Below are 23,539 nucleotides of genomic sequence, written 5' to 3'. Positions count from 1 at the left end.
GACAGAGGAGATGAAACCATGAGATCGCAGCATTCGCGGACCATTCCGTTCGGACCCGAGGAGGACAGCACGCAGGACCGCTACCGCTCGCAGGGCGCGGAGCGCGGCATCACCGGTGCCGACTACCGGCGCTCGCGCGGCAACTGGGACGACGACGTCGAAAGCGGCCGCGGCAGCGGGCAGGACACACACCGCGGGTGGTCCGACCCCGGTCTGCCGCATGCAGACAGCTGGCGCCGTGGCCGGGACGACTTCGAGCGCAGCGGCCCGGGCGGCAATCCGGACGAGCGCGGAGAAATGTTCGCCCGCGCCCGCAGCGGTGCCCGCTACGAAGGCGAAGCCGAGCACCCGATGCAGCAGCGCTATGCCGGCTATGGCGGCTACAACGGCCCGTCCGGGAATTTCCCCGGTCGCGACTCCGGGCGTGACGACTACGGCTACGGCTGGAACCGCGCGCACACCGGCGAACGCTTCGAAAGCAGCAACGACGAGTCGGAGCGCTTCTACCTGCAGGGCGGTGGACGGCAGTCCGGCAGCCGCGAGCAGGGGCACGACGCGGGCCGTGCCTGGCCGTGGCGGGCACCGTCCGACGAGATCGGGCAGGGCCGCGCGAGCCACGGCGCTCAACCCGCCGACATTCATCGCGACCGCAAGGGCCCGAGGGGCTATTCGCGCTCCGACGAGCGCATCCGCGAGTTCATCTGCGAGCGTCTCGCGCAACAGCACCGGCTCGACGTCAGTGACGTCAGTGTGTCGGTCAGCGACGGTTGCGTGACGCTCGAAGGCACGGTGCCGGACCGCGGCATGAAGCACGCCATCGAGGATGCCGCCGATGGCTGCTGGGGCGTCAAGGATGTCGAGAACCGCATCCGCGTTGCCTCCCATCTGCGCGGCATAGAGGCGCTGGGCGGCGACGACGTCGGACGCACGATGAGCGAGTCGGCCAGTGAAGTGCTGCCGGCGAACGCTGCCGCCAGCACGCCCCGGAAGGCGAAGGGCTGAGTGCAGCCCCGCGCTTCCATCCAGTTCGATCAATCACAGACACAGACGGAGGTAACCACCATGCTGACATCCCAATCCCTTTCCGAGTCGGGCGCCCAGATCGTCGGTACGCCGAGCAGCATCCCCGACGGTCCTGGCCCTGAGGTCATGGCGGCGAGCACGCTGGAAGACGACGACGTGGTCAATCTGGCCGGCGAAGACCTCGGCAAGATCAAGGAGATCATGATCGACGTCCCGCGCGGTCGCGTGGCCTACGCAGTGCTGTCGTCCGGCGGCTTCCTCGGCATCGGCGATCGCCTGTTCGCCATTCCGTGGGGCGCGCTGAAGCTCGACGTCGAGCGCAAGTGCTTCATCCTCGACGTGGACGCCGAGCGCCTGAAGAACGCGCCGGGCTTCGACAAGGACCACTGGCCGTCGATGGCCGATCCGGTGTGGGCGAGCGAGGTGCATTCGTACTATCGCCAGCGCAACTACTGGGATCCCCTTGACGAGTGAGCGGCCCCGGGCCGGTGCCGCCATCGCGGCGCCGGCCCGTCCGGGCGCAGTCGTCGGCGACGGCCGGGTGCCGTCGCCGACCTTGTTCGTGCTCCGCCTGCTCGGCGCGGCCGTATGGCAGCACCGGCAGCGTACGCTGGGCGCCTTCGTGCTGGTGCTGCTGGCCAAGGCGGCGGCGGTACTGGTGCCGCTGTCGCTGAAGGGCATTGTCGACCAGCTGAGCCAGGTGCCGGCGCCGGCTGCGCTGTCGGTCGCGCTGGTGGTCGGCTACGCCATCCTGCGCTTTCTCGGTTCCTTCTTCAGCGAACTGCGCGACGTGCTGTTCGCGCGCGTCACTCAGCTCACCGTATCCGGCTTCCTGCTGCGCGTTTTCGCGCACCTGCACCGCCTGGGCACCCGCTTCCACGCACGCAGCCGCATGGGCGGGCTGGCGCGCGACGTCGAGCGCGGCTCGGCCGGGGTCGGCTTCCTGCTCGGCATCGGGCTGTTCACCATCGTGCCCACCCTGGTCGAGATCGTCGCCGTCATGGCGATCATGAGCGCCCACTACAGCCAGGTGTTCACCCTCATCATCCTGGCCACCTTCATCGCCTACGCCTCCTTCACCATCGTGTTCACCGAGCGGCGCGCCATCTTCCAGCGCGCGCTGAACGAACTCGACTCGAGCGCCAACGGCACGCTGGTCGATAGCCTGGTCAATCAGGAAACGGTCAAGCACTACTCCAACGAAGGCTTCGAGGTCCGCCGCTTCGGCCGCATCCTCGACCAGTGGGTCGAGGTCGGCGTGCAGAACCAGAAGGCGCTGTCGCTGCTGCACATCGGCCAGAGCGCGCTGATCGCGGTCGGCGTGGCCAGCGTCATGCTGATCGCGGCGCGCTACGTTTTCGCCGGAACGATGTCGGTGGGCGACCTCATCCTGGTGAACGCCTACATCATCCAGATCTGCCTGCCGCTCAATTCGCTCGGCTTCGTGTTCCGCCAGGCGCGCGACGCCGTGGTCAACGCCGAGCGCATGCTGCGGCTGCTCGACCAGAAGCCGGAGATCGAGGATTCGCCGGTGGCGCCGGACGTGACACTGAACCGTGGCGAGGTGAAATTCGAGCACGTCAATTTCGGCTACGACGCGAGCCGGCAGGTGCTATGGGACGTGTCCTTCACGATACCGGCCGGCGGTACCGTCGCCGTTGTCGGCGGTAGCGGCTCGGGCAAGTCCACGCTGGCGCGGCTGCTGTTCCGCTTCTACGACACCGCTTCGGGGCGCATCACCATCGACGACATCGACATCCGTGCGATGCCGCTGGCTTCGCTGCGGGCAGCCCTCGGCATCGTTCCGCAGGACACGTTGCTGTTCAACGAGAGCATCGCCTACAACATCGGTTACGGTCGTCCGGGCGCCACCTTCGACGACATCGTGGAAGCTGCCCGGGCGGCGCACGTGCACGACTTCATCGCCGGTCTGCCCGAGGGCTACGACACGCTGGTCGGCGAACGCGGCGTCAAGCTGTCAGGCGGCGAGCGGCAGCGCATCGCGATCGCGCGGGCGATGCTGAAGAACCCGCCCATCATGGTGTTCGACGAAGCGACCTCGGCGCTCGACACGCGCGCCGAACGGTCGATCCAGGAAGAGCTGGACCGGCTGGCGAAGACGCGCACGACCCTGATCATCGCGCACCGGCTGTCCACCGTCGTCGACGCCGACGAGATCCTGGTGCTCGAACACGGGCGCATCGTCGAGCGCGGCACTCACGAGCACCTGCTGTCGCTGCAGGGGCTGTACGCGCAGCTCTGGTCGCTGCAGCGGCAGCAGCAGCAGGTCGAGAGCACCGAGCGCGATCTTGCGCTGCAGCCGATCAATCTCACCGCGCTGCTGGCGGGCGTGGTGGACGGACTGCGTGCGGAGATCGACGCCAGCCAGGCCGGGTTCTTCAGCACCATCACCGCCGACGCGCTGCGGGTGACCGGCAATCCGGGCCGGCTTCAGCAGGTGATGTGGTCGCTCGCTGCGCACGCGGTGGCGAGCAGCCCGCGCGGCGGGCGCATCGAATGGCGCATCGAGCGGATCGGCGAGCGCGCACGCGTCAGCTTCACCCACGCCGGCATGCCGCTGCCGCGTACCGGCGCCGCCGCCGGCCTGCTCGACGCGCATCGCGTGGCGGCTATTCTCGAACAGCATGGCGGCCATTACGACACTGCGGACGCCGCGCCGGGGCTGATCGACGAATACGTCGAACTGCCCTTGCGCAGCGCCGCCGACATTCCGCGGATTCTCGATGCGCCGGCTGCACCCAGGCAGCCAGCGCCGCTGCCGGCGATCAGCGGCGCACGCGTGCTGGTGATCGACGACAGCAGCGATGGCCGGCAGCAGATCGAATCGGTGCTGCGCGCGCACGGCGTGCTGACGCTGGGACACGCGTCTGGGGCGGCCGCGCTGGAGGAACTGGCACGGCTGCCGCGTGACCGCTGGCCCGATCTGCTGATCTGCGACATCGCGCTGGGCGAGGAGGACGGGCACGAGGTGCTGAGGCAGTTGCGGCGCTTCGAGGCGGAACAGGGCTTCACGCTCGAACAGCGGCTGCCGGCAATCGCGCTGAGCGGCTACGACACCGCCGACTACCGGATGCGCGCACTGCTGGCCGGCTTCCAGATGCAGCTGAGGAAGCCGGCGTCGACCGAACAGCTGGTTGGCGCGGTGGCCAGCCTGCTTGCCTACACGGCGAAGGCGTCAGACCGGGCCTGGCTCGGAGACCTCGCCGCACATGCCGACGATGCCGGCGACACTTTCGTGAAAGGAGATATCGATGATGCATCCGCACGATGAGGCGGCCCGCGGTGGTGGCGTCTACGTGGGGCGTGCCGCGGCGCGCGAGGCGGTGGCGCTGGTGGCACCGATGATGGAAAGCGCGCTCGGCCGGCGCGACGTCGTCGGCAGCGGCTTTCTGTACGTGGTGGTCATGGATCCGGCGTGCGAAGCCGGCGATGCGAGCTTCGAGGAGGCCGTGCTGTACGAGCAGGGCTTCGGCGACCGCACGCAGTGGGACGCCGATTACGCCGCCTTCGCGCGGGCCAAGGCAAGGCTGAGCTGGCTCACCGGACGCGACGGGCGGACCGTGCAGGCGCTGCTGCCACACCTGCTGCGCGACGGCGACACGGCGTTGAGTGGCGGCGTCTGCCTGGACGGCATCGTGGTCGGCGTAAGCGGTGCCTTCCCCGAGTTCGACGAGCTGTTCGCCGGCGCCGTGGCGCTCGCACTGCGCGCACTGGCGCGGCAGGCGCGGGAGGCGGACGACGCGACGACGCTGCGCGCTTCGGCCGAGCGGACCGGCTGACATGGACAGTCTGGCCAGCTTCGCCCTCACGCAGCTGCTGGATGGCCTGTGGGATCCGCAACAGACGCTGCGCGCGCTGCTGCGCGTGCTGGTCGGCCTCTGCTGCGGGGCATGGATAGGCTACCAGCGCGAGCAGGTCGGCAAGGCAGCCGGCCTGCGCACCCACATCATCGTCGCCGGCGGTGCCGCCGTGGCGGTGGCTGCGGCCTTCGAGTCGGACATGGGGGACGACGCCCTGTCGCGCGTCATCCAGGGCCTGCTGACCGGCGTCGGCTTTCTCGGCGCCGGCGCCATCCTCAAGCTGCGCGAGGTCCCCGACGTGCGTGGCCTGACCACCGCGGCAGGCATCTGGATGACCTGCGCCATCGGCGTCGCGGCGGGGCTCGGGCGCTTCGCCATCGCCATTCTCGCGACGGCGGCAACCTGGTACGTGCTCAACAGTCTTCACGCCTGGGAACGCCGCAACGCAGACGAGGTGGCGGACAGGGCGCCTTGACGTCCGGTCGCCGGCGGGGGCCGGGAATGCGACTTGCAGGATGCTGCCGGCGCCGTCGGCTGGCGGCGCGGGGGGCCGCGCGCTTCTGCAGAATCAGGGATGTGCCGGTTTCCGGACGGGACGGAGCGGGTTCATCTGCTGCGTGCCCCTCTCCTTTTCCTCGACTGTGTTTACCGGGAGACGCCCATGGGAGCGAAAACCGTCATCGCCTGCGTATTGCTGGCGCTCGCGACCGTGCTGGTCGCGAGGGATGTGCGCGACCCCATTGGAACCATTACCGACGCGCCCGCCGCCGCGCGACCTGGCAACGCCGGCTCCGGCAAGGCGCTGTCGCGGATCGACAGCGGTTTCCTGATCGACGCCGCGCGCAGCGGCCGCGCCGAGATCGAGGCGGCCGAACTGGCGGAGCGTGTATCCAGCCACGCCGACGTGAAACGCTTCGCCCGCCGCATGATCGAGGAACACGGCAAGGCCGCTGACGAGCTGGCGGCACTGGCGAAACTGAAGGGCGTCGAACTGCCGGAGACGCCTTCGGTCGCGCAGCGCACGGAGCTGACGGCGCTGAAGGCCCTGAGTGGACACGTATTCGACAAGACCTACGCGTCTCGCCTGGGCGTGCGCGCGCACGAGAAGACGCTGGCGACATTCCGCACGGCGGTCAATCGGGCGCGCGATCCGGACGTGAAGGAATTTGCCACGCGTCAGCTGCCGGTGCTGCAGCGCCATCTGGAAGAGGCGCAGGCGCTGCGGGCGGCGGTGGGCCGCGACCGCTGAGCGCGCAAGATCGCGTGCTCAGCGAGGCCAGGACGTGCAGCGGCCGCGGCCCTTCGTTGCAGTGATGGTCGAGCGCGCCCTTGCCGGCGCGCTCCAGTGCCTCACCCGGATCGCACCACGATCCCGCGTAGCGGATGGCATCCGTCCGCTCTGTCCGCTGACGTGACCTCTCGCTGTGCGATGTGCGCGACCGGTGAGGTTCAGGCGGCCGCGGCCGATGTTTCCCAGACATACCTGCCCAGCCGGCCCAGTTCAGAGAAGTCGGCGTCGCTCAGGCGCAGGGCGGCGGCGGCAACGTTCTCCTCCAGGTGCTTCCGTCGTCCGGTGCCCGGTATCGGCAGCATGGACGGGCTGCTCTTCAGCACCCAGGCGAGCGCGACCTGCGCCGGCGTCGCCCCGAGACGGCGTGCCAGTTCGTCGAGGAAGGCGCCGGGCGCCGCCAGTTCGCCGGCAGCGAGCGGGAACCACGGAATGAAGGCAATGCCCTGCGCGGCGCAGAAATCGACCACCTCCTCGTGCTGCCGCGACACCAGGTTGTAGAGGTTCTGCACGCTCACCACCTCGAAGTGCTGACGGGCGGCGCTGATGTCCTCGATGGCTGCCTCGCTCAGTCCGACATGGCGGATCAGCCCCTCCTGCTGCATCTGCGCGATCGCATCGAACTGTTCATCGCGCGGCACCTTCGGATCGATGCGGTGCAGCTGCCACAGGTCGATCCGGTCGACGCGCAGTCGCCGCAGGCTCATCAGCACCGAGTGACGCAGATATTCCGGCCGACCCAGCGGTGCCCACCTGTCAGGGCCGTGCCGCACCAGGCCGCCCTTGGTCGCGACCAGCAGGCCGTCGTACGGGTGCAGCGCCTCGCAGATCAGCGTTTCGCTGAACTCGGGGCCGTAGCTGTCGGCGGTGTCGATGAAGTTCACGCCCAGCTCGGGCAGGCGGCGCAGCGTCCGCAGCGCCTCTTCGCGGTCGCGTGGCGGACCCCACACGCCGTCGCCAACGATGCGCATCGCGCCGAAGCCAAGTCGGTGGACTTCGATATCGCCGAGTGTGCAGGTGCCGGCGAGGGACGCGTCAGGTGCTTTCATGGATGGGTTCTCCGGGAGGACGACCGAAGGCCGGTCGATTCCGTGCCCTCGTCATCCGCTCGCAGTGGCAAGCGACGTGCCCGTCGGGCGGTGCCAGCGGGCCGGTGGTCGCTGTCGCGTCAGGCGGCGCTGCGTGTAGCGCTTACCGTCGGGATGAAATTCCTGCACGTCCAGCCCCGCGCGCAGTGCGCCGGGCGCGGTTCTCGGGGGCGGTGGGCGAGGCACATGGCTTGCGGGGACACCGTTGTTCCGGTGTGCCCTGAGCGCCGGATCAATTCCCCACAATCAAGGAGGTAAGCACATGATCACCAGAACCTTGTTTTTTGCCGCTGCCGTTGCGATGGCCAGCCCCGTCGTCCATGCCGCCGATGTTCGCGGACAGCCGGTCGACCAGCAGCCTGGCGGTTCCCGTGCGGGCACGCAGACGGATCAGAACACGGGCACCAGCAACAGAAGCGGCACCAACCAGCGCTCGATGCCGAACTCGTCCTCGACGACCGGCAACTCGGCGACCCAGTCGCCGGACGACATGACGACCGGCAGTGGCGACTGCGCGCCGGGCGATACGTCGCAACGCTGTCGCGATGCCAATATGCAGCGGGACGGCGGCGCGACCAGCCGGCCGCAGCCGATAGCGCCGGCGACACCGGCCGATCCGGCCTCTCGGAACTATGATCGTCGCTGAGCAGGCGTAGCACAGCGCGGGCGCCGTAACAGGCGCCCGCGCCTTCATGGACGCATCACCACCTTGATGCAGCCGTCGTTCTTCGCGCGGAAGGTTTCGTATGCGGCGGGGCCCTCGGAGAGCGCCAGCCGGTGGGTGATGACGAAGGAAGGATCGATTTCACCGTCGATCACGAGATCGAGCAGTTCGTCGATGTACTTCTGGACATGGGTCTGCCCGGCGCGGATGGTCAAGGCTTTCTGCACCACGAGGCCGAGCGGAAACTTGTCGACGTAACCGAAATAGACGCCGGGCATCGACACGTGACCGCCCGGACGCACGCACTTGATGATCTCGCGGGCGACGTGCGGCCTGTCGGTCGCCAGACCGATGCCGGCTTTCACCCGGTCGACGACGGCGCCGACGCTGCCCAGTCCGTGCGCCTCGGCACCCACCGCGTCGATGACCGCGTCGGGACCGGCGTCGCCGGTGAGGTATTGAAGCTGTTCGTAGGGGTCGCAGTCCATGAAATTGAACACCTCGGCGCGTCCCAGCGTGCGGGCCATTTCCAGACGTTCAGGGACGCGATCGAAGGCGATGACGCGGCCGGCGCCCTGCAGCCAGGCGCTCTGTATGCACATCTGGCCGACCGGCCCGCAGCCCCAGATGGCGACCGTGTCGCCGGGCCGGAGCGAACAGTTCTTCACCGCCATCCAGCCGGTCGGCAGGATGTCGCCAAGGAACAGCACCTTTTCGTCGGGCACGCCTTCGGGTATCCGTGTCGGGCCGAAATCGGCGTGCGGCACGCGCACGTATTCCGCCTGCCCGCCGGCATAGCCGCCCAGCATGTGCGTGTAGCCGTAGAGACCGGCGGTGCGGTGACCCATCACCGCTGCCTGTCGCCCGCCGTCCGGGTTGGTGTTCATGCACAGCGAACTGAGCTTCTGTTCGCAGTAGCTGCAATGCCCGCAGGCAATCACGAAGGGCACGACGACGCGGTCGCCGACGCGGTGGCGCGTCACCGCCTGGCCGACCTCGACCACTTCGCCCATGAATTCGTGACCGAGCACGTCGCCCTTTTCCATCTGCGGCGCGTAGTCGTCGTAAAGATGCAGGTCGGAGCCGCAGATCGCCGTGCTCGTGACACGGATGATCATGTCGGTCGGCGCCTTCAGCACCGGGTCGGCCACCGTTTCATAGCGCACGTCGTGTTGCCCGTGCCAGACCAGAGCTTTCATGACCTCATCCTTTCCGGTTTCGTGGGGAAGTTTGACGCGTTCCGCTGACCGGCCTGGGGGACGGCGACAGCAGCCATGCACCCACGGCAATGCCGACGCCGAAAGCCAGATACACACCGGTCAGCGCGGGGCGCGAGAGCCGCTGCTCGAAGCCGGGTTGCAGCCGGTGCGGCGTCAGTCTGTAATCGACGAAGCAGGCGACTGCGCTGGTCGCCAATCCACCTGCAATCGCTGCCGGGGCGTGTGCAGCGCTGTGAGGTTTACGGACGGCGGCATGACTGGTGGCCCAGAACGTCGACGCTAGGTGATGGATCAGATAGCCGGTGCCGGTGTAGCGCAGCGATCGTGCGTTCCGCCTGAAGGCGCGGTCCTTCCACAGCCAGTGGCTGATCGCATTGATGGCGGCGTAGGGGCTGCCGGCCTGCCGGCCGCCCGCTGCGCAAAGCAGCACCGCCGACAGCACGCTCGAAAGCGTGCCGCCGATCAGTCCCTCCAGTACCACACGTTGCATCCTCGTCATGGTGAATGTCTCATCGGCGCCGGGCGCTCAGAAGGGTTTGGCCACCATCAGATAGGTGATGGCGATGAAGGCGAACAGCGCCGGTACGCCGAGCGCCACCCACCAGCGGAAGCATTTCCAGTACCCGGACGGCAGCGCCATCGACGACGCCGTGGCGGATAGATCGCGCATGCGGATCTGTAGCCGGACCACCGGCAGCCAGCAGGCGATTGCCAGCGCATACAGCGCGATCGATACGGCGAGCCAGCCGGCATCGAGCGGTATGCCGGCGCGGCGCGCCAACAGCACGCCAGTGACCGGCTGTGCGATGGCGGTGGTCGCGGTGAATACGAAGTCGGCCACCACGACCAGCCGGCTCACGACAACGACCGGCGCCACGTCGCGGTTCAGCGTCGTGAAGAACAGATAGAAGGCCGAGCCGACGCCGGTTCCGAACAGGAAGATGGCCGACAGCACGTGCAGGAATTTCAGTGTCGAGTAGTCCATGTCACGGGCCGGCGCGGCGCCGGCGTGTCGATGAGAAGGAGCAGCACCAGACTTGCGAGCAGGGGGAGGTTCTTCGACAGCGGACCGAAGGGGTGCAGCCAGAACTCCGGCAGCGCAACGCTGATGACTGCGCTGTAGAAGACGATCAGCGCAATCTGCGTTGCCCACAGGGGGCGGCGCATCGGCGCGGGAAGCGCCAGCGTCAGCACGCCGAGCGCGAGGTCGAATGCCGCAGCGCCGTACAGCAGCAGGTATGCGAGCAGCCCGTCAGCGCCGACGCGCGCCAGCAGCGCCAGACTTGCGTTGACCGGATACATCCCCAGCGATACGACGGCGGTCGACATCCAGAGCGCGGCAATCGACAGCCGCAGCAGGAGCAGCAGCCAGTGGAGCTGCGCCAGCGTGCGTTCGGCGGATCGCTCGGACGGTCTGACAAAGCGTTCGACAGAACGGGGAGGGCGCCCGAGCAGTGCGATGAAGGGAGCCGGGTCGGCGGTGCTTCCGCGTTCGAGCATGGAAAGCGCGTCGGCGCCGACCGGAAAGCCGGTCAGGCGTGCGCCGAGTGCGACTGCCGGCCGCTCCAGCCAAGTCGGCAGCGCAGCGACGATGGCTGGGCGACAGAAGCCCAGGCTGTGGCGAAGACAGGCCAGCAGCCCGGCGAAGGTGACCGCACGCGGGCCGACCAGGGCCACCCGCCGGCAACCGCCGGCGTCGATTTCGGCGGCGCGCAGCACCGCATCGGCGACGTCGTCCAGATGTACCGGCTGAACCTGCTGGCGTCCGCAGCCCGGCAGCATGAGCAGTGGCAGCACCGCAAGCCGACGGAACAGCGCCGCGCTGTCGCCCGCCTGGCCGTACACGAGCGATGGATAGAGGATGTGCGACGCGACGGGCAGGGCGGCGAGGTGCGTGTCGGCCGCGCGCTTGCTCAGATGGAAGGCGCTCACGGCCTGATCGTCCGCACCCAGCGCCGAGAGCTGGACCACGCGTCGCACGCGTGCCCGCGCGCAGGCCTCGAACAGTGCCTTGGGCGCGCGTTCGTGCACGACGGAAAAGGTCTGCCCCTCCCCTTCCTCGAAGATGCCGGCGCAGTTGATCACGACGTCGATGCCGTCGAGATGCCGCTGCCACGCCTCATGCGTCTGCGCCTCCTGCAGATCGAGTCGCACGTACTCGACACCGTCAGCGTCGGCGCGGCCGCCTTCGCGTGTTGTGCAGCGAAGCCGGTGCCCGCGCGCGATCAGCCGCTCCATCACGGCGGCGCCGATGAATCCGCTGCTGCCGGTCATCAGTATGTTCACAGCGGCGGTTCCGTTTCGAGCGCCTCATGCGGGCGGCGCTTCTGCACGCTGATGCTGCCGTCCGCCTCCAGGAAAGCGAAGCGCATCTCGTCCAGGTCGCAGTCGGCCTCGCGCAGCGCCTGATGCATGTCATTGCGCGAAACGTGGTGCCGTTTGAGCACCGGGTAGTAGATCTTGCCGTTGCGTCCGATCAGGATGGCTTCGCCACCCAGAAGCGCTTCGAACCGCGTGCTCCGTGCGGACAGCATTGCGACGACGAGGTTGAGCAGACACAGCAGCGCACAGATCAGCAGCCCGCCGACCAGCGAATTGTCGCCGCCAGTCAGCGCGTTGCTGGCCCCTTCACTGAGCAGCATCACGACGAGCAGGTCGAAGGGCGTGAACTGCCCGATCGTGTGCTTGCCGGACAGGCGGATCAGCGCGAGCAGGCCGATGTAGATCGCCACCGTGCGAAACACGAGCTCCCAGACATCCACGTCGAGGTCGAACATGTGCGCCCCTGGATCAGAGTTGTCAAAAACTCCGTATCAAGCGGCGTGCCTTGAGGGCGGCGAGCGGCGGTTAAGCGGTGGGCGGGCGCGAGCGGGCAGGACGGCGCTCGTTCCGGGAATGCCGTCAATCCGGCGCAGCAGACGGCGGATGCCGTGCTGATCGGCCCCCTTTCCCGCAAGGCAGGGAACGTGTCGACAACCGCTGTAGGCGATCATGCGCGGCGGGCAGTCGCGCTGGTGGCTGAGCTTGGTGGCCGCAGTCGCGTGATGGGAAGGTGACCCGAGACAGGATTTGCGCTCACTCTGTACCGAACGATCGGTCTGGGTTATAACCCGAGTCATCAGGGATACGTGACGCGGGTCTGACAGCTCGGTTCAGATCTTGCTTTTACGTGTTCCAGGCACGTGCGCAGACTGCGCAGCCCGACCGCGCCGCGAGGTGTCCCTACATCTCACTGCAATCGGGACGACAAGCCGATTCATTTGATCCGGGCCCTCTCCGATGGCCACGGACGGATGTCTGGACAAGGAGGAAACGATGATTCAAAGAGCTGACGTCCTCGCAGTCGCCTTCGACTCAGTCGCGTCACGATCCGATGATCCGGCGGGCCCGCACGCGCTCATGACGTCCTGTCTACTCAGGCACTGAGCCCTCATTCCCGCCACCAGGGCGGGACGACCGCACGGCACCTACGACTCCGACCTTCCGTCGGGGACCGCCTGCTGCCGTCGATGCCATGCGCAAACGGTTCCAATGATGAAGATGCCGATGGATAACGCTCGGATGGATCTGTGTCACGCGGAGTTGCTGCATGCCTTCCCGTGGCCGACGATCATGCTTGACCCGGATGGATTCGTTGTGGCGGTGAGCCGTCCACTCCCGGGTCTGGGAATCACCGTTGTTGCGGGTGAACAGCATCTGCGCGAGCTGCTCCCGGCGTACTGGGATGCGTTGTGCGAAGCCGGGCCCGGCCCTTGCGAGCGCTTCCGCGACGTGGCCCGCGCAATCGACGGACGGTGGCTGCACGAGCGTGTATGGATGAGCGCAGTGCGCGATGGAATGCTGCTGTTCATCGAGGACCGCAGCGAGCAGATGACGACCTCGCAGGCGGAACTGCAGCGTGACCGGCTGGCGTCACTGGGTTTCATGGTGGCGGGCGTCTGCCACGAGATCAGCAACCCGCTGACCGCGGTACAGTCGATGATGCAGATGCTGCTGGGTCGCTCCGACGTCAGTGCCGAGGCGCTGCAGAAGGGCTTGCGGATCGTCTCGGACAATGTGCGTCGCGTGATGGACATATCGCGGCGCATGGTCGATTTCTCGCGGGTGGGCGATGAGCCGCGGGTGCCGTTCGAGATCGACGCCTCCATCATCGAAGCCATCGTGCTGCTGCGCCAGGGGCTGTGCAAGGAAACCGTGTCGGTCGAACACTTTCCGGAGCTTGGTGCGCTGGTGCTCGGCAACGCCGGTCAGTTGCAGGAAGTGATCTACAACATCCTGATCAATGCCGCACATGCGGTCGGTGACGCGGGGCGGATTTTCGTCACCACCGCGATGACGGCAGAAAGACGGGTGCTGGTCCGCATTTCCGACACCGGTCCCGGAATCCCGGAAGAGGTGCTGCCGCGCATTTTCGAGCCCTTCTTCACGACGCGTTCCTCCGGACAGGGCACCGGTCTCGGACTGGCCATCGCCTACGAATTCGTGCGCGAGCACGGCGGCGAACTGCGCGCCTACAACAATCCCAATGGCGGTGCGACGTTCGAGATCGACCTGCCTGCTCATTCAGCGAGGACACAGCATGAGCGCCAAAGCGAACAAGCATGATCTGATGCGCCCGGAGCGGATACTGGTCATCGAGGACGACCCCGGCATTGCCGTCTGCGTGGAAATGCTGCTCAGCAGCCGCGGCTACGCCTGCGCGGTGTTCAATGACGGTGCTTCCGGACTGGCCCATCTCGCCGCCGAACAGGTGGATCTGCTGATCACCGACCTGCGCCTGCCCGATACGTCGGGACTCGATATCCTGGCCGCCAGCAAGGCTGAAAGACCGGACCTGCCGGTCATCCTGATGACCAGCTACTCGTCGCTGGAGAACGCGATAGACGCCCTGCGAAAGGGCGCGGTCGACTATCTGATCAAGCCTTTCGACAACGACGAGTTCCTGTTCGCGGTCGAGCGTGTGCTCGCCGAACAGCGGACGCGCCGCGAGAACCGATCGCTCAGGCGCAGCCTTCGTCGTGCCTACGGCGAGCGCACCATCATCGGCGAAAGCGATGGCGTCAAGCGCATGCTGGCGATGATTTCCCGTGTCGCATCGACCGACACCAATGTGCTGATCCAGGGAGAGAGCGGCACCGGCAAGGAACTGGTCGCCCAGGCCATACACTTCGGTGGCGAGCGGGCGGAGCGGCCCTTCGTCGCGATCAACTGCGGCGCGATTCCGTCCGATCTGATCGAGTCCGAACTGTTCGGCCACGTGAAGGGGGCCTTCACCGGCGCGGTCAGCACGAGCGAGGGCCTGATACGCGAGGCGAGCGGCGGCACGCTGTTCCTGGATGAAATATCCGAACTGCCGCTGAATGTTCAGGTGAAGCTGCTGCGCGTCATACAGGAGCGCCAGGTCAGACCGGTCGGCGCCACCCAGACCTATCACACCGATACCCGCTTCGTTGCTGCGACCAACCGCGATCTGCGCGCGGAGACCGAGAGCAACACCTTCCGCGCCGACCTGTTCTACCGTCTGAACGTGATCACCATCCAGGTGCCGCCCTTGCGAGAACGGGGCGACGATATCGAGCTGCTTGCACGCTATTTCCTCGAACGCCACTGCAAGCGGCTGGGCACGCGGATCCGCGGCATGTCCGACGAGTTCGTCGCTTTCCTTCGGGAGTACCCCTGGCCGGGCAACATCCGCGAACTGGAAAACGTGATGGAGCGAGCCATCATCATGGCCGAAGGCGACACCTTGTCTCTGGACGAACAGTTCGACACGCTGCCGCAGGCCACGTTGTCGCGGCCGAGCGCGTCGTCCGCGGCCGGTGATGCGCTGGGGCCCATGTCGATCGAGGATTACATCCGCCACAGCATTCTTCGCTACCAGGACAGCTACTGCGACCGCGATCTTGCCGCCTTGCTCGGCATCGGCCGCAAGGCGCTGTGGATGCGTCGCCGTCGCTGGGGACTGATGAAGGACCGGGGGCGCGCCGAGGACATGCAACTGGACCATCAGATGTCTTGAGCGCACAGGCGTCGTGTTTCGTTTTGAACCTCATCTGTGTTTCTCCTGGAAACACGCGATGCATTTCGACGTTCGATAGCGCGTCCTGAGGGCCGTCCGGACATGGTATGGATAGTGCATAGCACTGTGCGGACAGGTTGAACGAGAGGTTGGCATGACCGGGGTTTCGAGTCCGCTGCATACGCCTTTCAGTGTTCTCAGGCAGGCGCCGTTCTTCACCGGACTGAGTGATGCGCAGTTGCACGCCATCACGCTCATCGCACGCCCCGAGGACTGGGCGCAGCACAGCCGGATCTACAACATCGGCGATCCGGTGAAGTCGCTCTATGTGCTGCTCGATGGCAAGGTCAGGTTCGCCATTGGCGTAGGCGGCAGAAACACCTCGGCGGGTGATGTGCTCGAGCGCGGACAGGTCTTCGGCTGGGCTGCGCTGGTACCGGAGGCGCAGGGACGCATCGCCACCGCTTCCTGCGTGACCGACTGTCGCGTACTGGCGATAGACGGCACACGCCTTCTGATGCTGATGGATGCGGACCACACGATGGGCTACCGCATCATGAAACAACTCAATCTCCTGATCACGGGCACTTTCACTTCGTTCGCCGCGGGCTGAACGCCTGCGCGGCGCAAGGCTCGCATCGGGAGATGCATCATGGCATTGCTGATGCTGATCGCACTCGCGGTCGGTACGCTGATTGGCGCGGTGGGTGTGGGCGGCATTCTGCTCATTCCGGCGCTCAACCTGATCGGCGGATTGAGCATACAGTCGGCGATGGCCACCGCGCTGTTCACCTTCGTATTCACCGGCATCGTCGGCACCATCGCCTTCATGCGCCATGGCAGCATCGACCTGCGCATCACGGTGCCGGTATGTGCGGGCGCACTGATCAGCGGCTTCGCGGGCGCCTGGGTTAACGCGCTGCTCGACGCATCGCTGTTGATGGTTCTGCTCGCGCTGGTGGTCTGTCTGGCCGGCGTCTACACGCTGGCTACGCGCGGCCGGCCACGGCGCCCCGCGCTGCACGGTCATCCCGGTCTGCAGCGCGCCATGCTGTTCGGCCTGGGTGGTGTGGCCGGATTCGGCTCGGGGCTGACCGGTGTCGGTGGGCCGGCATTGTCAGTACCGATGATGGTGCTCGCAGGCTTCGCCCCCTTGACGACGATAGGCACCAGTCAGGTGATACAGATCCTGGCGGGTGCGTCAGGCACGCTTGGCAATCTGCGCTTCGGCGTCATCGATTTCGGCCTCGCCGGCGCGCTGGTGCTGTTCGAACTGGCGGGTGTGCTGATAGGCGCGCGCATCGTGCACGCCATCAACGCGCAGCGTCTGCGCTTCTGGGTTGGCGTGCTTTGCCTGGCGGTCGGTGGCGGGCTGCTGGTCAAGGCTGTCGGCGGATACTAGAACGCGTGGGCGCGTCGCGCTCCTCCCACTCGGCACCGGCCTCGGTGCAGGCAATCCCGATTCGTGTTGCGCCCTCGTGGCGGCGCTGCGCGTGCTGGCGAGTGACGGCGCACTGCGGCAACTGCGGTGGCCGCATGTGCTGCAGGACGGTGAGTGATGACTGGCGGCGACGCGCGCTGTCGTTGCGCGGCGCCGAACAGCTTTGACTTGGAATGCCTGCGGGCGGTCGACTGCGCTGCGATGAGAGGGCAGAACCGGACGCCGCCGGTTGCGGGCCGCAGCCCGCAACCGCGGGTCAGGAGATGGTCTGGTAGTACAGGTTCTGCGGGTGGTTGGCCTGTGCGAAGAAGTACCAGCGTTCGGCCAGCAGACCGACGTACTGGACCGCGAAGGCCAGCCAAAGTAGGGGGGGCGAAGCGGTCGCAGCACCTGCGCTGAGCAGCAGAACAGGCAGCACGAAGGCCAGCAGCAGGAAGGTCCACTTCACCGAGCGGAGGAAGTGCAGCGTCTTGTGATGGAAGAATTCGCGGGTGTTGAAGGAGCCACCCATCAAACCCTGGGAACGTTGTGCGATGCGCGGATGATGGATGCCGATCGCGGTCTGCAGCGACGAGCGCGGCCGCAGTCGTGCGTTGCGCAGCAGGGATGCGCTGCGCGTGGCCAGACCGGTCAGGGTCAGCGCGATGGCCAGCGAGCTCATCACGAGCATCAGTTCCGCTTCGCTGAGCGCCGCGTAGGCGCTGGCCAGCGTCAGACCGGAGGCGCAGCCCAGTACCAGATAGTTGATCACGGTGAGCGGGCTGGCCCATTCCTGAAGGAACTTCAGGCATGCGTAAATCATGCCCGTACAGACGAAGAGGGCCAGCGCGAGCACCGCGCCGATCGCGCCTGTCGTCAGGGTAAGTGGCCAGTCCATGGCGTGGCTGAGTCCATACAGCGCCGTCGTAGCCATGAAGGCCGGCAGCACGATGACCTCGCGCGAAAGCCAGGAGGTGCGCCACATCGCCGCACTGCGCCAGGCACGCTCGGGCCGCCCCAGGTGGAAGAACGACGCGATCAGCCCGGCGCCCGACAGCGCAAGACTGATGAGTGCGCCAACGACGTAGAAATCGTGCCCCGGCATCGGGGCGGACAGGTTCAGCGCATGCGTGAGCTCACACCCGAAAAGTGCCAGGAAGAGGCCCTGAGCGGCCCCCGTGAGCGTCGTGAGCAGAATGACGGAGAAGGCGGGATTCATCGTGTCGTCCTGTTGAATGAGGGAGTGGATTACCAGCTGGCGGCGTCGTCCAGCGCCGGTGTGCTGGCGTCAGGCATCGGCTTCAGGCCATCCACTTTCAGCGGGTTGTCGGTGCGCACGATCTGATCGGGCCGTATGGTCATTTCTGTCTTGCGGCGCGGCAGATAGTGGTTGGACGGTTCGGTGCCCCATTCGGGCATCAGCTGGTAGCCGCCGCGCTCGCGTATCGCCTTCGACGCAGACGAATCGGGGTCGTGCACATCACCGAAGATGCGTGCACTGGTCGGGCAGGCCAGCACGCAGGCGGGTTTGCGGTCGCGTTCGGGCAGCGCTTCGTTGTAGATGCGGTCCACGCACAGCGTGCACTTGGTCATTTCCTTGCGCTCTGGATCGAGCTCGCGGACACCGTATGGACAGGCCCAGGAGCAGTACTTGCACCCGATGCACTTGTCGTAGTCGACGAGCACGATGCCGTCCTCGGCACGCTTGTAGCTGGCGCCGGTCGGGCAGACCGGAACACAGGGCGGGTCCTCGCAGTGCAGGCACGACTTGGGGAAGTGCACCGTTTCGGTGTTCGGGTAACTTCCGACCTCGAAAGTCTGCACCCGGTTGAAGAAGGTGCCCGTCGGATCTTCATCGTAGGGATTGAGGTCGGCCAGCGAACCGGCCGTTCCCGACGTGTTCCACGACTTGCAGCTCGTCACGCAGGCCTGGCAGCCTACGCAGACGTTGAGGTCGATCACGAGTGCCAGCTGGGTCATTGCATGTCTCCTGCGCGCAGTCCGCGTTCGAGGGCGAGGGTAGGGGTCGGGGGGCTCATGAGCGCTTCTTCCAGTTGCCGACGAAGTAGGTCAGGACACCGGGGCGTGTCTTCGTGACCCCCGGCAGGGTCTTCATCGGTTCGAACTGCGGCCAGCTCTCCTTGGGCTCGTCGTCGCCGGCGCGATAGATGCGCACGCGCACGTCGTACCAGGCTGCCTGTCCGGTCACCGGGTCGGAATTCGACATGCGCCTCGAACTGCCCTGCATGGGAAGTTCTTCCGATATCAGGTGGTTCAGCAGGAAGCCCTTGCGCGCCTCGTTGGCCATGGGCCCGAGGTTCCACGCGTTGCTCGCCTTGCCGATCGCGTTCCATGTCCAGACGGTTCCGGCCTCGACCGCCTCGCTGTAGCGACACATGCAGCGCACCTTGCCCCACGGCGATTCCACCCACATCCAGTCACCGTCCCCGATGCCCGCAGCGCGCGCGGTGGCCGGATTCACGTGCAGATAGTTGTGCGCGTGGATCTGCCGCAGCCAGGCGTTCTGCGAATCCCACGAGTGGTACATCGCCATCGGCCGCTGCGTCACCGCGTTCAGCGGGTAACGCGTGGTGTCGGTGCTCTGCGACTCCAGCGGCGGGTAGTAGAAGGGCAGCGGGTCGAAGTACTTCTCGACGCGGTCGCGCAGTTCCGGCGGCGGACGGCGTCCGGGCCGCCGCCCCTGCGCGGCCAGCCGGAAGCGCTGCATCACGTCGGAGTACAGGTGGATCAGGATCGGATCCGCATCGCGCCGCATGCGTACCCGCTGTGCCCACTCCATATAGCCCTTGTTCCAGTTGCGCATGTACTGATAGGACGCGGGCAGCACGTAGTGGAAGACACAGTTGTTCTTCGCGTACATCTCCCACTGCTTCGGGTTCGGCTCTCCCCGAATGGCCTTCTGGCCGTCCACGCCGCGCCAGCCGGCGAGAAAACCGATGCCCGACCCTGGCTCTGTCTCGTAGTTCACGATGAAGTCCGGGTAGTCGCGGAACTTGCGCGTGCCATCCGGCCGCACGAAGGCCGGCAGGCCGAGCCGGCTGCCCAGCTCGATCAGTACTTCCTGGAAGGGCTTGCACTGGCCCTTGGGCTCGACCACCGGAATGCGCACCGAGTCGACCGGACCGTCGAACTCGGAGATCGGCCGGTCGAGTATCGACATCACGTCGTGGCGTTCCAGGTAGGTGGTGTCGGGCAGGATGAGGTCGGCGAATCCCGTCATTTCCGACTGAAAGGCGTCGCAGACGACGATGAAGGGAATGCGGTACTCGCCGTCCTCCCCCTTGCTATTCAGCATCTGGCGCACTTCGCTTGTGTTCATGGTCGAGTTCCACGCCATGTTCGCCATGAAGATGAGCAGGGTGTCGATCGGGTATGGGTCGCCGCGCCAGGCGTTGGTGATCACGTTGTGCATCAGGCCGTGCGCCGACAGCGGGTATTCCCACGAGAAGCCCTTGTCGATGCGTACCGGTCGCCCCTCGTCGTCGACGCAGAGGTCTGCCGGGTCAGCCGGGAAGCCCAGGGGCATGCCGTCCAGCGGACTGTTGGGCTTGACCGCCTGCGGCCCGCGCGGAGGCTTGGCGATCGGTGGTATGGCGCGCGGAAAGGGCGCCTTGTGCCGGAAGCCACCCGGGCGGTCGATGGTGCCCAGCAGCGACATCAGGATGGCCAGCGCACGTATCGTGTGGAATCCGTTCGAATGTGCGGCCAGTCCCCGCATCGCGTGGAAGGACACCGGGTTGCCGGTCACGTGGTCGTGCTCGACGCCCCAGGAGTCGGTCCATGAGATCGGCAGGTGGATCTTCTGGTCACGGGCCGTCACGCCCATTTCGTGCGCCAGCCGGCGGATGGTGTCCGCCGGAACGCCGCAGATGCTTTCCGCCCATTCTGGCGTGTAGCTCTTGAGGCGGTCGAGCAGCAGCTGGAACGCCGGCTTCACCGGCGTGCCGTCGGGCAGTGCGTAGCAGCCGCGCAGGCGCGGGTCGGCGCCAGGCGTGTGGGTCGGGACCAGCTTGTCGGTCAGGCGGTCCCACCAGTACTTGTTGTGCGGGTAGTCTGGGTTTACCGGATCGCCCCCCGGGTCCATCGCGAACAGCCCGAAATCGTCGGCGTCGGGGTTCTGCATCACCAGCTGGCCGGCGTTGGTGTAGCGGGCCAGGAATTCCCGGTCGTACAGCCCCTTGGCGATGATCTCGTGACAGAGCGCCAGCAGCAGGGCGCCGTCGGTGCCCGGCTTGATCGGCACCCACTCGTCTGCGATTGCCGAATAGCCCGTGCGTACCGGATTGATGGACACGAAGCGGCCGCCATTGCGCTTGAACTTCGACAGCGCCACCTTCATCGGATTGGAGTGGTGGTCCTCCGCCGTGCCGATCATGATGAACAGCTTCGAGCGTTCGAGGTCGGGGCCGCCGAATTCCCAGAAGGAGCCGCCTATCGTGTAGATCATGCCGGCCGCCATGTTGACCGAGCAGAAGCCGCCGTGCGCTGCATAGTTCGGCGTGCCGAACTGCTTGGCGAACATGCCGGTGAGCGCCTGCATCTGATCGCGGCCGGTGAACAGCGCGAATTTCTTCGGATCGGTTTCGCGCAGTTTCTTGAGGCGCTCGGCGAGCAGTGCGAAAACTTCTTCCCAGCTGATCTCGTCGAACTCTCCGGCACCACGCTCGGTGCCGGGTCTGCGGATCAGGGGCTGGGTCAACCGGGCCGGCGACTGCTGTTTCATGATGCCTGACGCACCCTTGGCACAGATGACGCCCTGGTTCAGCGGGTGGTCCGGATTGCCGTCGATGTAGCGGACTTCGCCGTTGCGCAGATGCACGCGGATGCCGCAGCGGCAGGCGCACATGTAACAGGTGGTCTTCTTGACATCCAGTTCCTCCACCGGCTCGGCGTGCGGGTTCGACAGACGGACTGTGCTCATCGATGACTCCATGGTGAGATTGACGTTTGTGGCGCCTGCCGGCGGTCAGCGGGGGCTGCCATCGGGTAGCCATTCCTTGCATTGCCGGAAGATGCGGTGCCGGCAGTTCGCGCAGATCCGAGGGTCGAAGTGCGGGTAAAGCGTGCCGATCACGTCGTCGCCGATCGCGAAGAGCCTGTCCCGTCCGATGTCGTCGAGCTGGCCGCCGCGCTCAAGCGTGCTGCGCGCCTGCTCGTTCAGCCGATGAAAGTAGAGCCCTCCACCACGCGCGCGCCGTCGCCGTGCCTCTTCCGCAAGCAGGTCCGCACCGGATGCATCTATGAAGTTGATGCCGGGCGCCAGGACGAGCAGATGTTTCTGCTCCGGATGAACTTCCTCGAGCTGGTGCAGGTGACGCTTCACGTGGTCGATTGCGCCGAAATACAGTTCGCCGTCGATGAACTCCATCTTCAGCTGAGGACAATCCGGCTCGTCGCGTTGCGGAACGAAGTGGTACTGGCCTTCGCCGGGTGCGGGCACGGCGGCGCGTATGCCCGGTCGCGCGGTGCGTTCGAGGTAGAGCACCAGTGAAAGAATGACGCCGGCGTAGATCGCGAATTCGAGCTGGAAAACGAGGGTGGAGGCAAGCGTCGCGAAAAGCACCGCGGACTCGCGGCGGCTGGTGCGCATGACTGCGCGGATGTGCTTCACGTCGATCAGTGCGTAGGCGACCATGAACAGAATGGCGGCCATCGAAGCGATCGGCAGGTAGCGCGCGAGCGGCACGAAAAACAGCAGGGTCAGAACCAGGAAGCCGGCAGAGAAGACCGACGACAACGGTGTTACCGCTCCTGCCTCGTAGTTGATTCCACTGCGCGTGAACGATCCACTCGACACATAGCCCGAGAAGAAGCTCCCGGCCAGATTGGCCAGGCCCTGACCGAAGAACTCCTGGTTGCCGTCGATGTGCTGGCCGGATTTCGCCCCTACGGCGCGCGCGATGGACAGCGCTTCGGTCAGCGACAGCAGGGTAACGGCGAGCGCGATTGCGCCGAGCTGGTGCAGCACCTCCATTGACAGCATCGGTGCAGAAAGCGGCGGCAGGCTGCGCGGAATTTCCGACACCGTCTCGATGCCCGCATCGTGGCCGAGCATCGCTTTCACACCCAGCGCATAGAGGCTGCCGACCACCATGGCCACGATCATGTAGGGCACGCGTGGCAGGTGGCGTTTGGTGAGTATCCCGGCCGCGAGCGTTACCGCACCCACCCCTGCCACCTGCCAGTTGATGTCACCGGCTGCTGCCGCAAAGCGGGACAGCGTGCCGAAGAACTCTCCGCCGGAGCCGTAGTGCAGGCCGAAGAAGTTCTTCAGCTGACTCACTGCGATCAGTATGGCCGCGCCTGCGGTAAAGCCTATGACGACGCTGTGCGAGATGAAATTCACCAGCATGCCCATGCGCGCGAACGCGAGTGCGAGCTGCATCAGGCCGACCATGAAGGTGAGCGTCAGGACGTAGGCGATGTAGGTCGCGCTGCCCGGCTCGGCCAGCGGACTGATGGTCGAGAAAACCACGATGGAGAGCGCCGCGGTCGGGCCGGATACCAGATGTCGCGACGAGCCGAACAATGCTGCAAAGATGACCGGAATGATCGCGGCGTAGAGACCGTACTCCGGTGGCATTCCGGCGATGTGGGCGTAGGCCACCGCCTGGGGCAGCAGGATGATGGTTCCGCTCAGGCCAGCAACGGCGTCGCTGCGTAGCGATGCCCGGTTGACCATCGACCACCAGCGTCGCATCGGCAGCAATGACAGACCGGTTCTGTGGGCGCGGTTGGAGAGTGGATTCAAGCGTCGGGCTTCCGGGTTGGAGGTGTGCATCGACGGCGGGCTGAGGCTGTGGCGTGCGATGAATTGAGGGAGCGCATGACCGACCCCCTACGCAAGTTCAGTGCCACGGCTCATGCGCCTATGCAGCGCAAAGGCGTAACCGGCGAGGCATCAAGGCCGTACAGAGAGGATTGCGGAGTTGGCTTCCCGCCTGCGATGGGGGTGGCGCCGTGCGCTGCCGACGG

Annotated in this window: 21 protein-coding genes; 11 read left to right on the top strand and 10 right to left on the bottom strand. The window is 66.3% G+C overall.

Annotated features, from left to right (window positions below; translation table 11 throughout):
- Positions 1-18 precede the first annotated feature (18 nt).
- The 6 genes from WJU27_RS08440 to WJU27_RS08415 all read left to right on the top strand — a co-directional run bounded on the left by WJU27_RS08440 (position 19) and on the right by WJU27_RS08415 (position 6,093).
- On the top strand, positions 19-1,002 hold the full coding sequence (locus tag WJU27_RS08440) for a BON domain-containing protein (RefSeq protein WP_341421811.1): 984 nt from the start codon (positions 19-21) through the stop codon (positions 1,000-1,002).
- 60 nt (positions 1,003-1,062) lie between these two features.
- Positions 1,063-1,497 (top strand): PRC-barrel domain-containing protein, encoded by a 435-nt coding sequence (locus WJU27_RS08435; RefSeq protein WP_296810475.1) that lies wholly within the window; start codon positions 1,063-1,065, stop codon positions 1,495-1,497.
- An 88-nt stretch (positions 1,498-1,585) separates the two neighbouring features.
- Positions 1,586-4,315 (top strand): ATP-binding cassette domain-containing protein, encoded by a 2,730-nt coding sequence (locus WJU27_RS08430; RefSeq protein ID WP_341421808.1) that lies wholly within the window; start codon positions 1,586-1,588, stop codon positions 4,313-4,315.
- Entirely contained in the window at positions 4,296-4,823 is a 528-nt protein-coding gene (locus WJU27_RS08425; RefSeq protein WP_341421807.1) for a hypothetical protein, read from the top strand. Before WJU27_RS08430 ends, WJU27_RS08425 begins: the two co-directional genes overlap by 20 nt.
- A gap of 1 nt (position 4,824) precedes the next feature.
- On the top strand, positions 4,825-5,319 hold the full coding sequence (locus tag WJU27_RS08420) for an MgtC/SapB family protein (RefSeq protein ID WP_296810483.1): 495 nt from the start codon (positions 4,825-4,827) through the stop codon (positions 5,317-5,319).
- A 186-nt stretch (positions 5,320-5,505) separates the two neighbouring features.
- Positions 5,506-6,093, top strand: a complete 588-nt coding sequence (locus WJU27_RS08415) for a DUF4142 domain-containing protein (protein WP_341421806.1) — start codon at positions 5,506-5,508, stop codon at positions 6,091-6,093.
- 200 nt (positions 6,094-6,293) lie between these two features.
- Here the strand turns inward: WJU27_RS08415 and WJU27_RS08410 are convergent, their stop codons facing one another.
- On the bottom strand, positions 6,294-7,181 hold the full coding sequence (locus tag WJU27_RS08410; protein ID WP_341421805.1) for an aldo/keto reductase: 888 nt from the start codon (positions 7,179-7,181) through the stop codon (positions 6,294-6,296).
- Between the two features lie 301 nt (positions 7,182-7,482).
- On the opposite strand from WJU27_RS08410, the gene WJU27_RS08405 reads away from it, so the two are divergent.
- Positions 7,483-7,866 carry a hypothetical protein gene (locus tag WJU27_RS08405; protein ID WP_296810491.1) on the top strand — a complete coding sequence of 128 codons (384 nt, stop codon included), beginning with the start codon at positions 7,483-7,485 and terminating at the stop codon, positions 7,864-7,866.
- A gap of 44 nt (positions 7,867-7,910) precedes the next feature.
- Here WJU27_RS08405 and WJU27_RS08400 read toward each other — a convergent pair whose 3' ends face one another.
- From WJU27_RS08400 to WJU27_RS08380, 5 genes are read right to left on the bottom strand one after another with little or no spacing between them, the layout of a single operon-like run.
- Entirely contained in the window at positions 7,911-9,083 is a 1,173-nt protein-coding gene (locus WJU27_RS08400) for a zinc-dependent alcohol dehydrogenase (RefSeq protein ID WP_341421804.1), read from the bottom strand.
- 4 nt (positions 9,084-9,087) lie between these two features.
- Entirely contained in the window at positions 9,088-9,603 is a 516-nt protein-coding gene (locus tag WJU27_RS08395; RefSeq protein WP_341421803.1) for a hypothetical protein, read from the bottom strand.
- Positions 9,604-9,630: 27 nt separating this feature from the next.
- Positions 9,631-10,089 (bottom strand): DUF2269 family protein, encoded by a 459-nt coding sequence (locus tag WJU27_RS08390; protein WP_341421802.1) that lies wholly within the window; start codon positions 10,087-10,089, stop codon positions 9,631-9,633.
- The gene (locus WJU27_RS08385) at positions 10,071-11,390 is read right to left on the bottom strand and encodes an SDR family oxidoreductase (protein ID WP_341421801.1); all 1,320 of its coding nucleotides are present in this window, start codon (positions 11,388-11,390) and stop codon (positions 10,071-10,073) included. Before WJU27_RS08385 ends, WJU27_RS08390 begins: the two co-directional genes overlap by 19 nt.
- Positions 11,387-11,881, bottom strand: a complete 495-nt coding sequence (locus WJU27_RS08380; RefSeq protein WP_341421800.1) for a DUF421 domain-containing protein — start codon at positions 11,879-11,881, stop codon at positions 11,387-11,389. Before WJU27_RS08380 ends, WJU27_RS08385 begins: the two co-directional genes overlap by 4 nt.
- 754 nt (positions 11,882-12,635) lie before the next feature.
- Here WJU27_RS08380 and WJU27_RS08375 point away from each other — a divergent pair.
- The 4 genes from WJU27_RS08375 (at position 12,636) to WJU27_RS08360 (ending at position 16,525) form a co-directional block, all read left to right on the top strand.
- Positions 12,636-13,709, top strand: coding sequence for a sensor histidine kinase (locus tag WJU27_RS08375; protein ID WP_341421799.1), 1,074 nt, complete (start codon positions 12,636-12,638; stop codon positions 13,707-13,709).
- A complete protein-coding gene (locus WJU27_RS08370) occupies positions 13,684-15,123 on the top strand; it encodes a sigma-54-dependent transcriptional regulator (protein ID WP_341421798.1) in 1,440 nt (479 codons plus the stop codon). Before WJU27_RS08375 ends, WJU27_RS08370 begins: the two co-directional genes overlap by 26 nt.
- Before the next feature lie 154 nt (positions 15,124-15,277).
- Positions 15,278-15,736: a Crp/Fnr family transcriptional regulator gene (locus WJU27_RS08365; protein WP_020164161.1), complete on the top strand. Its 459-nt coding sequence runs from the start codon at positions 15,278-15,280 to the stop codon at positions 15,734-15,736.
- A 39-nt stretch (positions 15,737-15,775) separates the two neighbouring features.
- Entirely contained in the window at positions 15,776-16,525 is a 750-nt protein-coding gene (locus tag WJU27_RS08360) for a sulfite exporter TauE/SafE family protein (RefSeq protein ID WP_341421797.1), read from the top strand.
- A 295-nt stretch (positions 16,526-16,820) separates the two neighbouring features.
- Here the strand turns inward: WJU27_RS08360 and WJU27_RS08355 are convergent, their stop codons facing one another.
- From WJU27_RS08355 to WJU27_RS08340, 4 genes are read right to left on the bottom strand one after another with little or no spacing between them, the layout of a single operon-like run.
- The gene (locus WJU27_RS08355; RefSeq protein WP_341421796.1) at positions 16,821-17,762 is read right to left on the bottom strand and encodes a dimethyl sulfoxide reductase anchor subunit family protein; all 942 of its coding nucleotides are present in this window, start codon (positions 17,760-17,762) and stop codon (positions 16,821-16,823) included.
- Positions 17,763-17,791: 29 nt separating this feature from the next.
- Positions 17,792-18,523, bottom strand: coding sequence for a 4Fe-4S dicluster domain-containing protein (locus WJU27_RS08350; RefSeq protein WP_304002975.1), 732 nt, complete (start codon positions 18,521-18,523; stop codon positions 17,792-17,794).
- Between the two features lie 55 nt (positions 18,524-18,578).
- Entirely contained in the window at positions 18,579-21,485 is a 2,907-nt protein-coding gene (locus WJU27_RS08345) for a molybdopterin oxidoreductase family protein (RefSeq protein ID WP_341421795.1), read from the bottom strand.
- A 45-nt stretch (positions 21,486-21,530) separates the two neighbouring features.
- Positions 21,531-23,264 carry a SulP family inorganic anion transporter gene (locus WJU27_RS08340; protein ID WP_445928430.1) on the bottom strand — a complete coding sequence of 578 codons (1,734 nt, stop codon included), beginning with the start codon at positions 23,262-23,264 and terminating at the stop codon, positions 21,531-21,533.
- Positions 23,265-23,539 lie beyond the last annotated feature (275 nt).

The sequence above is a fragment of the Methyloversatilis sp. NSM2 genome (genome assembly GCF_038066675.1).
Lineage (GTDB): Bacteria > Pseudomonadota > Gammaproteobacteria > Burkholderiales > Rhodocyclaceae > Methyloversatilis > Methyloversatilis discipulorum_A.
This window is presented reverse-complemented; position numbering and strand designations above follow the sequence as displayed.

What these genes read in the sequence shown, in the direction of transcription:
- WJU27_RS08355 (WP_341421796.1), bottom strand. Translation starts at nt 17,762, where the DNA reads ATGAATCCCGCCTTCTCCGTCATTCTGCTCACGACGCTCACGGGGGCC.
- WJU27_RS08410 (WP_341421805.1), bottom strand. Translation starts at nt 7,181, where the DNA reads ATGAAAGCACCTGACGCGTCCCTCGCCGGCACCTGCACACTCGGCGAT.
- WJU27_RS08360 (WP_341421797.1), top strand. Translation starts at nt 15,776, where the DNA reads ATGGCATTGCTGATGCTGATCGCACTCGCGGTCGGTACGCTGATTGGC.
- WJU27_RS08425 (WP_341421807.1), top strand. Translation starts at nt 4,296, where the DNA reads ATGATGCATCCGCACGATGAGGCGGCCCGCGGTGGTGGCGTCTACGTG.
- WJU27_RS08370 (WP_341421798.1), top strand. Translation starts at nt 13,684, where the DNA reads ATGAGCGCCAAAGCGAACAAGCATGATCTGATGCGCCCGGAGCGGATA.
- WJU27_RS08435 (WP_296810475.1), top strand. Translation starts at nt 1,063, where the DNA reads ATGCTGACATCCCAATCCCTTTCCGAGTCGGGCGCCCAGATCGTCGGT.
- WJU27_RS08375 (WP_341421799.1), top strand. Translation starts at nt 12,636, where the DNA reads ATGATGAAGATGCCGATGGATAACGCTCGGATGGATCTGTGTCACGCG.
- WJU27_RS08400 (WP_341421804.1), bottom strand. Translation starts at nt 9,083, where the DNA reads ATGAAAGCTCTGGTCTGGCACGGGCAACACGACGTGCGCTATGAAACG.
- WJU27_RS08405 (WP_296810491.1), top strand. Translation starts at nt 7,483, where the DNA reads ATGATCACCAGAACCTTGTTTTTTGCCGCTGCCGTTGCGATGGCCAGC.
- WJU27_RS08390 (WP_341421802.1), bottom strand. Translation starts at nt 10,089, where the DNA reads ATGGACTACTCGACACTGAAATTCCTGCACGTGCTGTCGGCCATCTTC.
- WJU27_RS08380 (WP_341421800.1), bottom strand. Translation starts at nt 11,881, where the DNA reads ATGTTCGACCTCGACGTGGATGTCTGGGAGCTCGTGTTTCGCACGGTG.
- WJU27_RS08350 (WP_304002975.1), bottom strand. Translation starts at nt 18,523, where the DNA reads ATGACCCAGCTGGCACTCGTGATCGACCTCAACGTCTGCGTAGGCTGC.
- WJU27_RS08440 (WP_341421811.1), top strand. Translation starts at nt 19, where the DNA reads ATGAGATCGCAGCATTCGCGGACCATTCCGTTCGGACCCGAGGAGGAC.
- WJU27_RS08415 (WP_341421806.1), top strand. Translation starts at nt 5,506, where the DNA reads ATGGGAGCGAAAACCGTCATCGCCTGCGTATTGCTGGCGCTCGCGACC.
- WJU27_RS08365 (WP_020164161.1), top strand. Translation starts at nt 15,278, where the DNA reads ATGACCGGGGTTTCGAGTCCGCTGCATACGCCTTTCAGTGTTCTCAGG.
- WJU27_RS08395 (WP_341421803.1), bottom strand. Translation starts at nt 9,603, where the DNA reads ATGACGAGGATGCAACGTGTGGTACTGGAGGGACTGATCGGCGGCACG.
- WJU27_RS08420 (WP_296810483.1), top strand. Translation starts at nt 4,825, where the DNA reads ATGGACAGTCTGGCCAGCTTCGCCCTCACGCAGCTGCTGGATGGCCTG.
- WJU27_RS08340 (WP_445928430.1), bottom strand. Translation starts at nt 23,264, where the DNA reads ATGCGACGCTGGTGGTCGATGGTCAACCGGGCATCGCTACGCAGCGAC.
- WJU27_RS08345 (WP_341421795.1), bottom strand. Translation starts at nt 21,485, where the DNA reads ATGAGCACAGTCCGTCTGTCGAACCCGCACGCCGAGCCGGTGGAGGAA.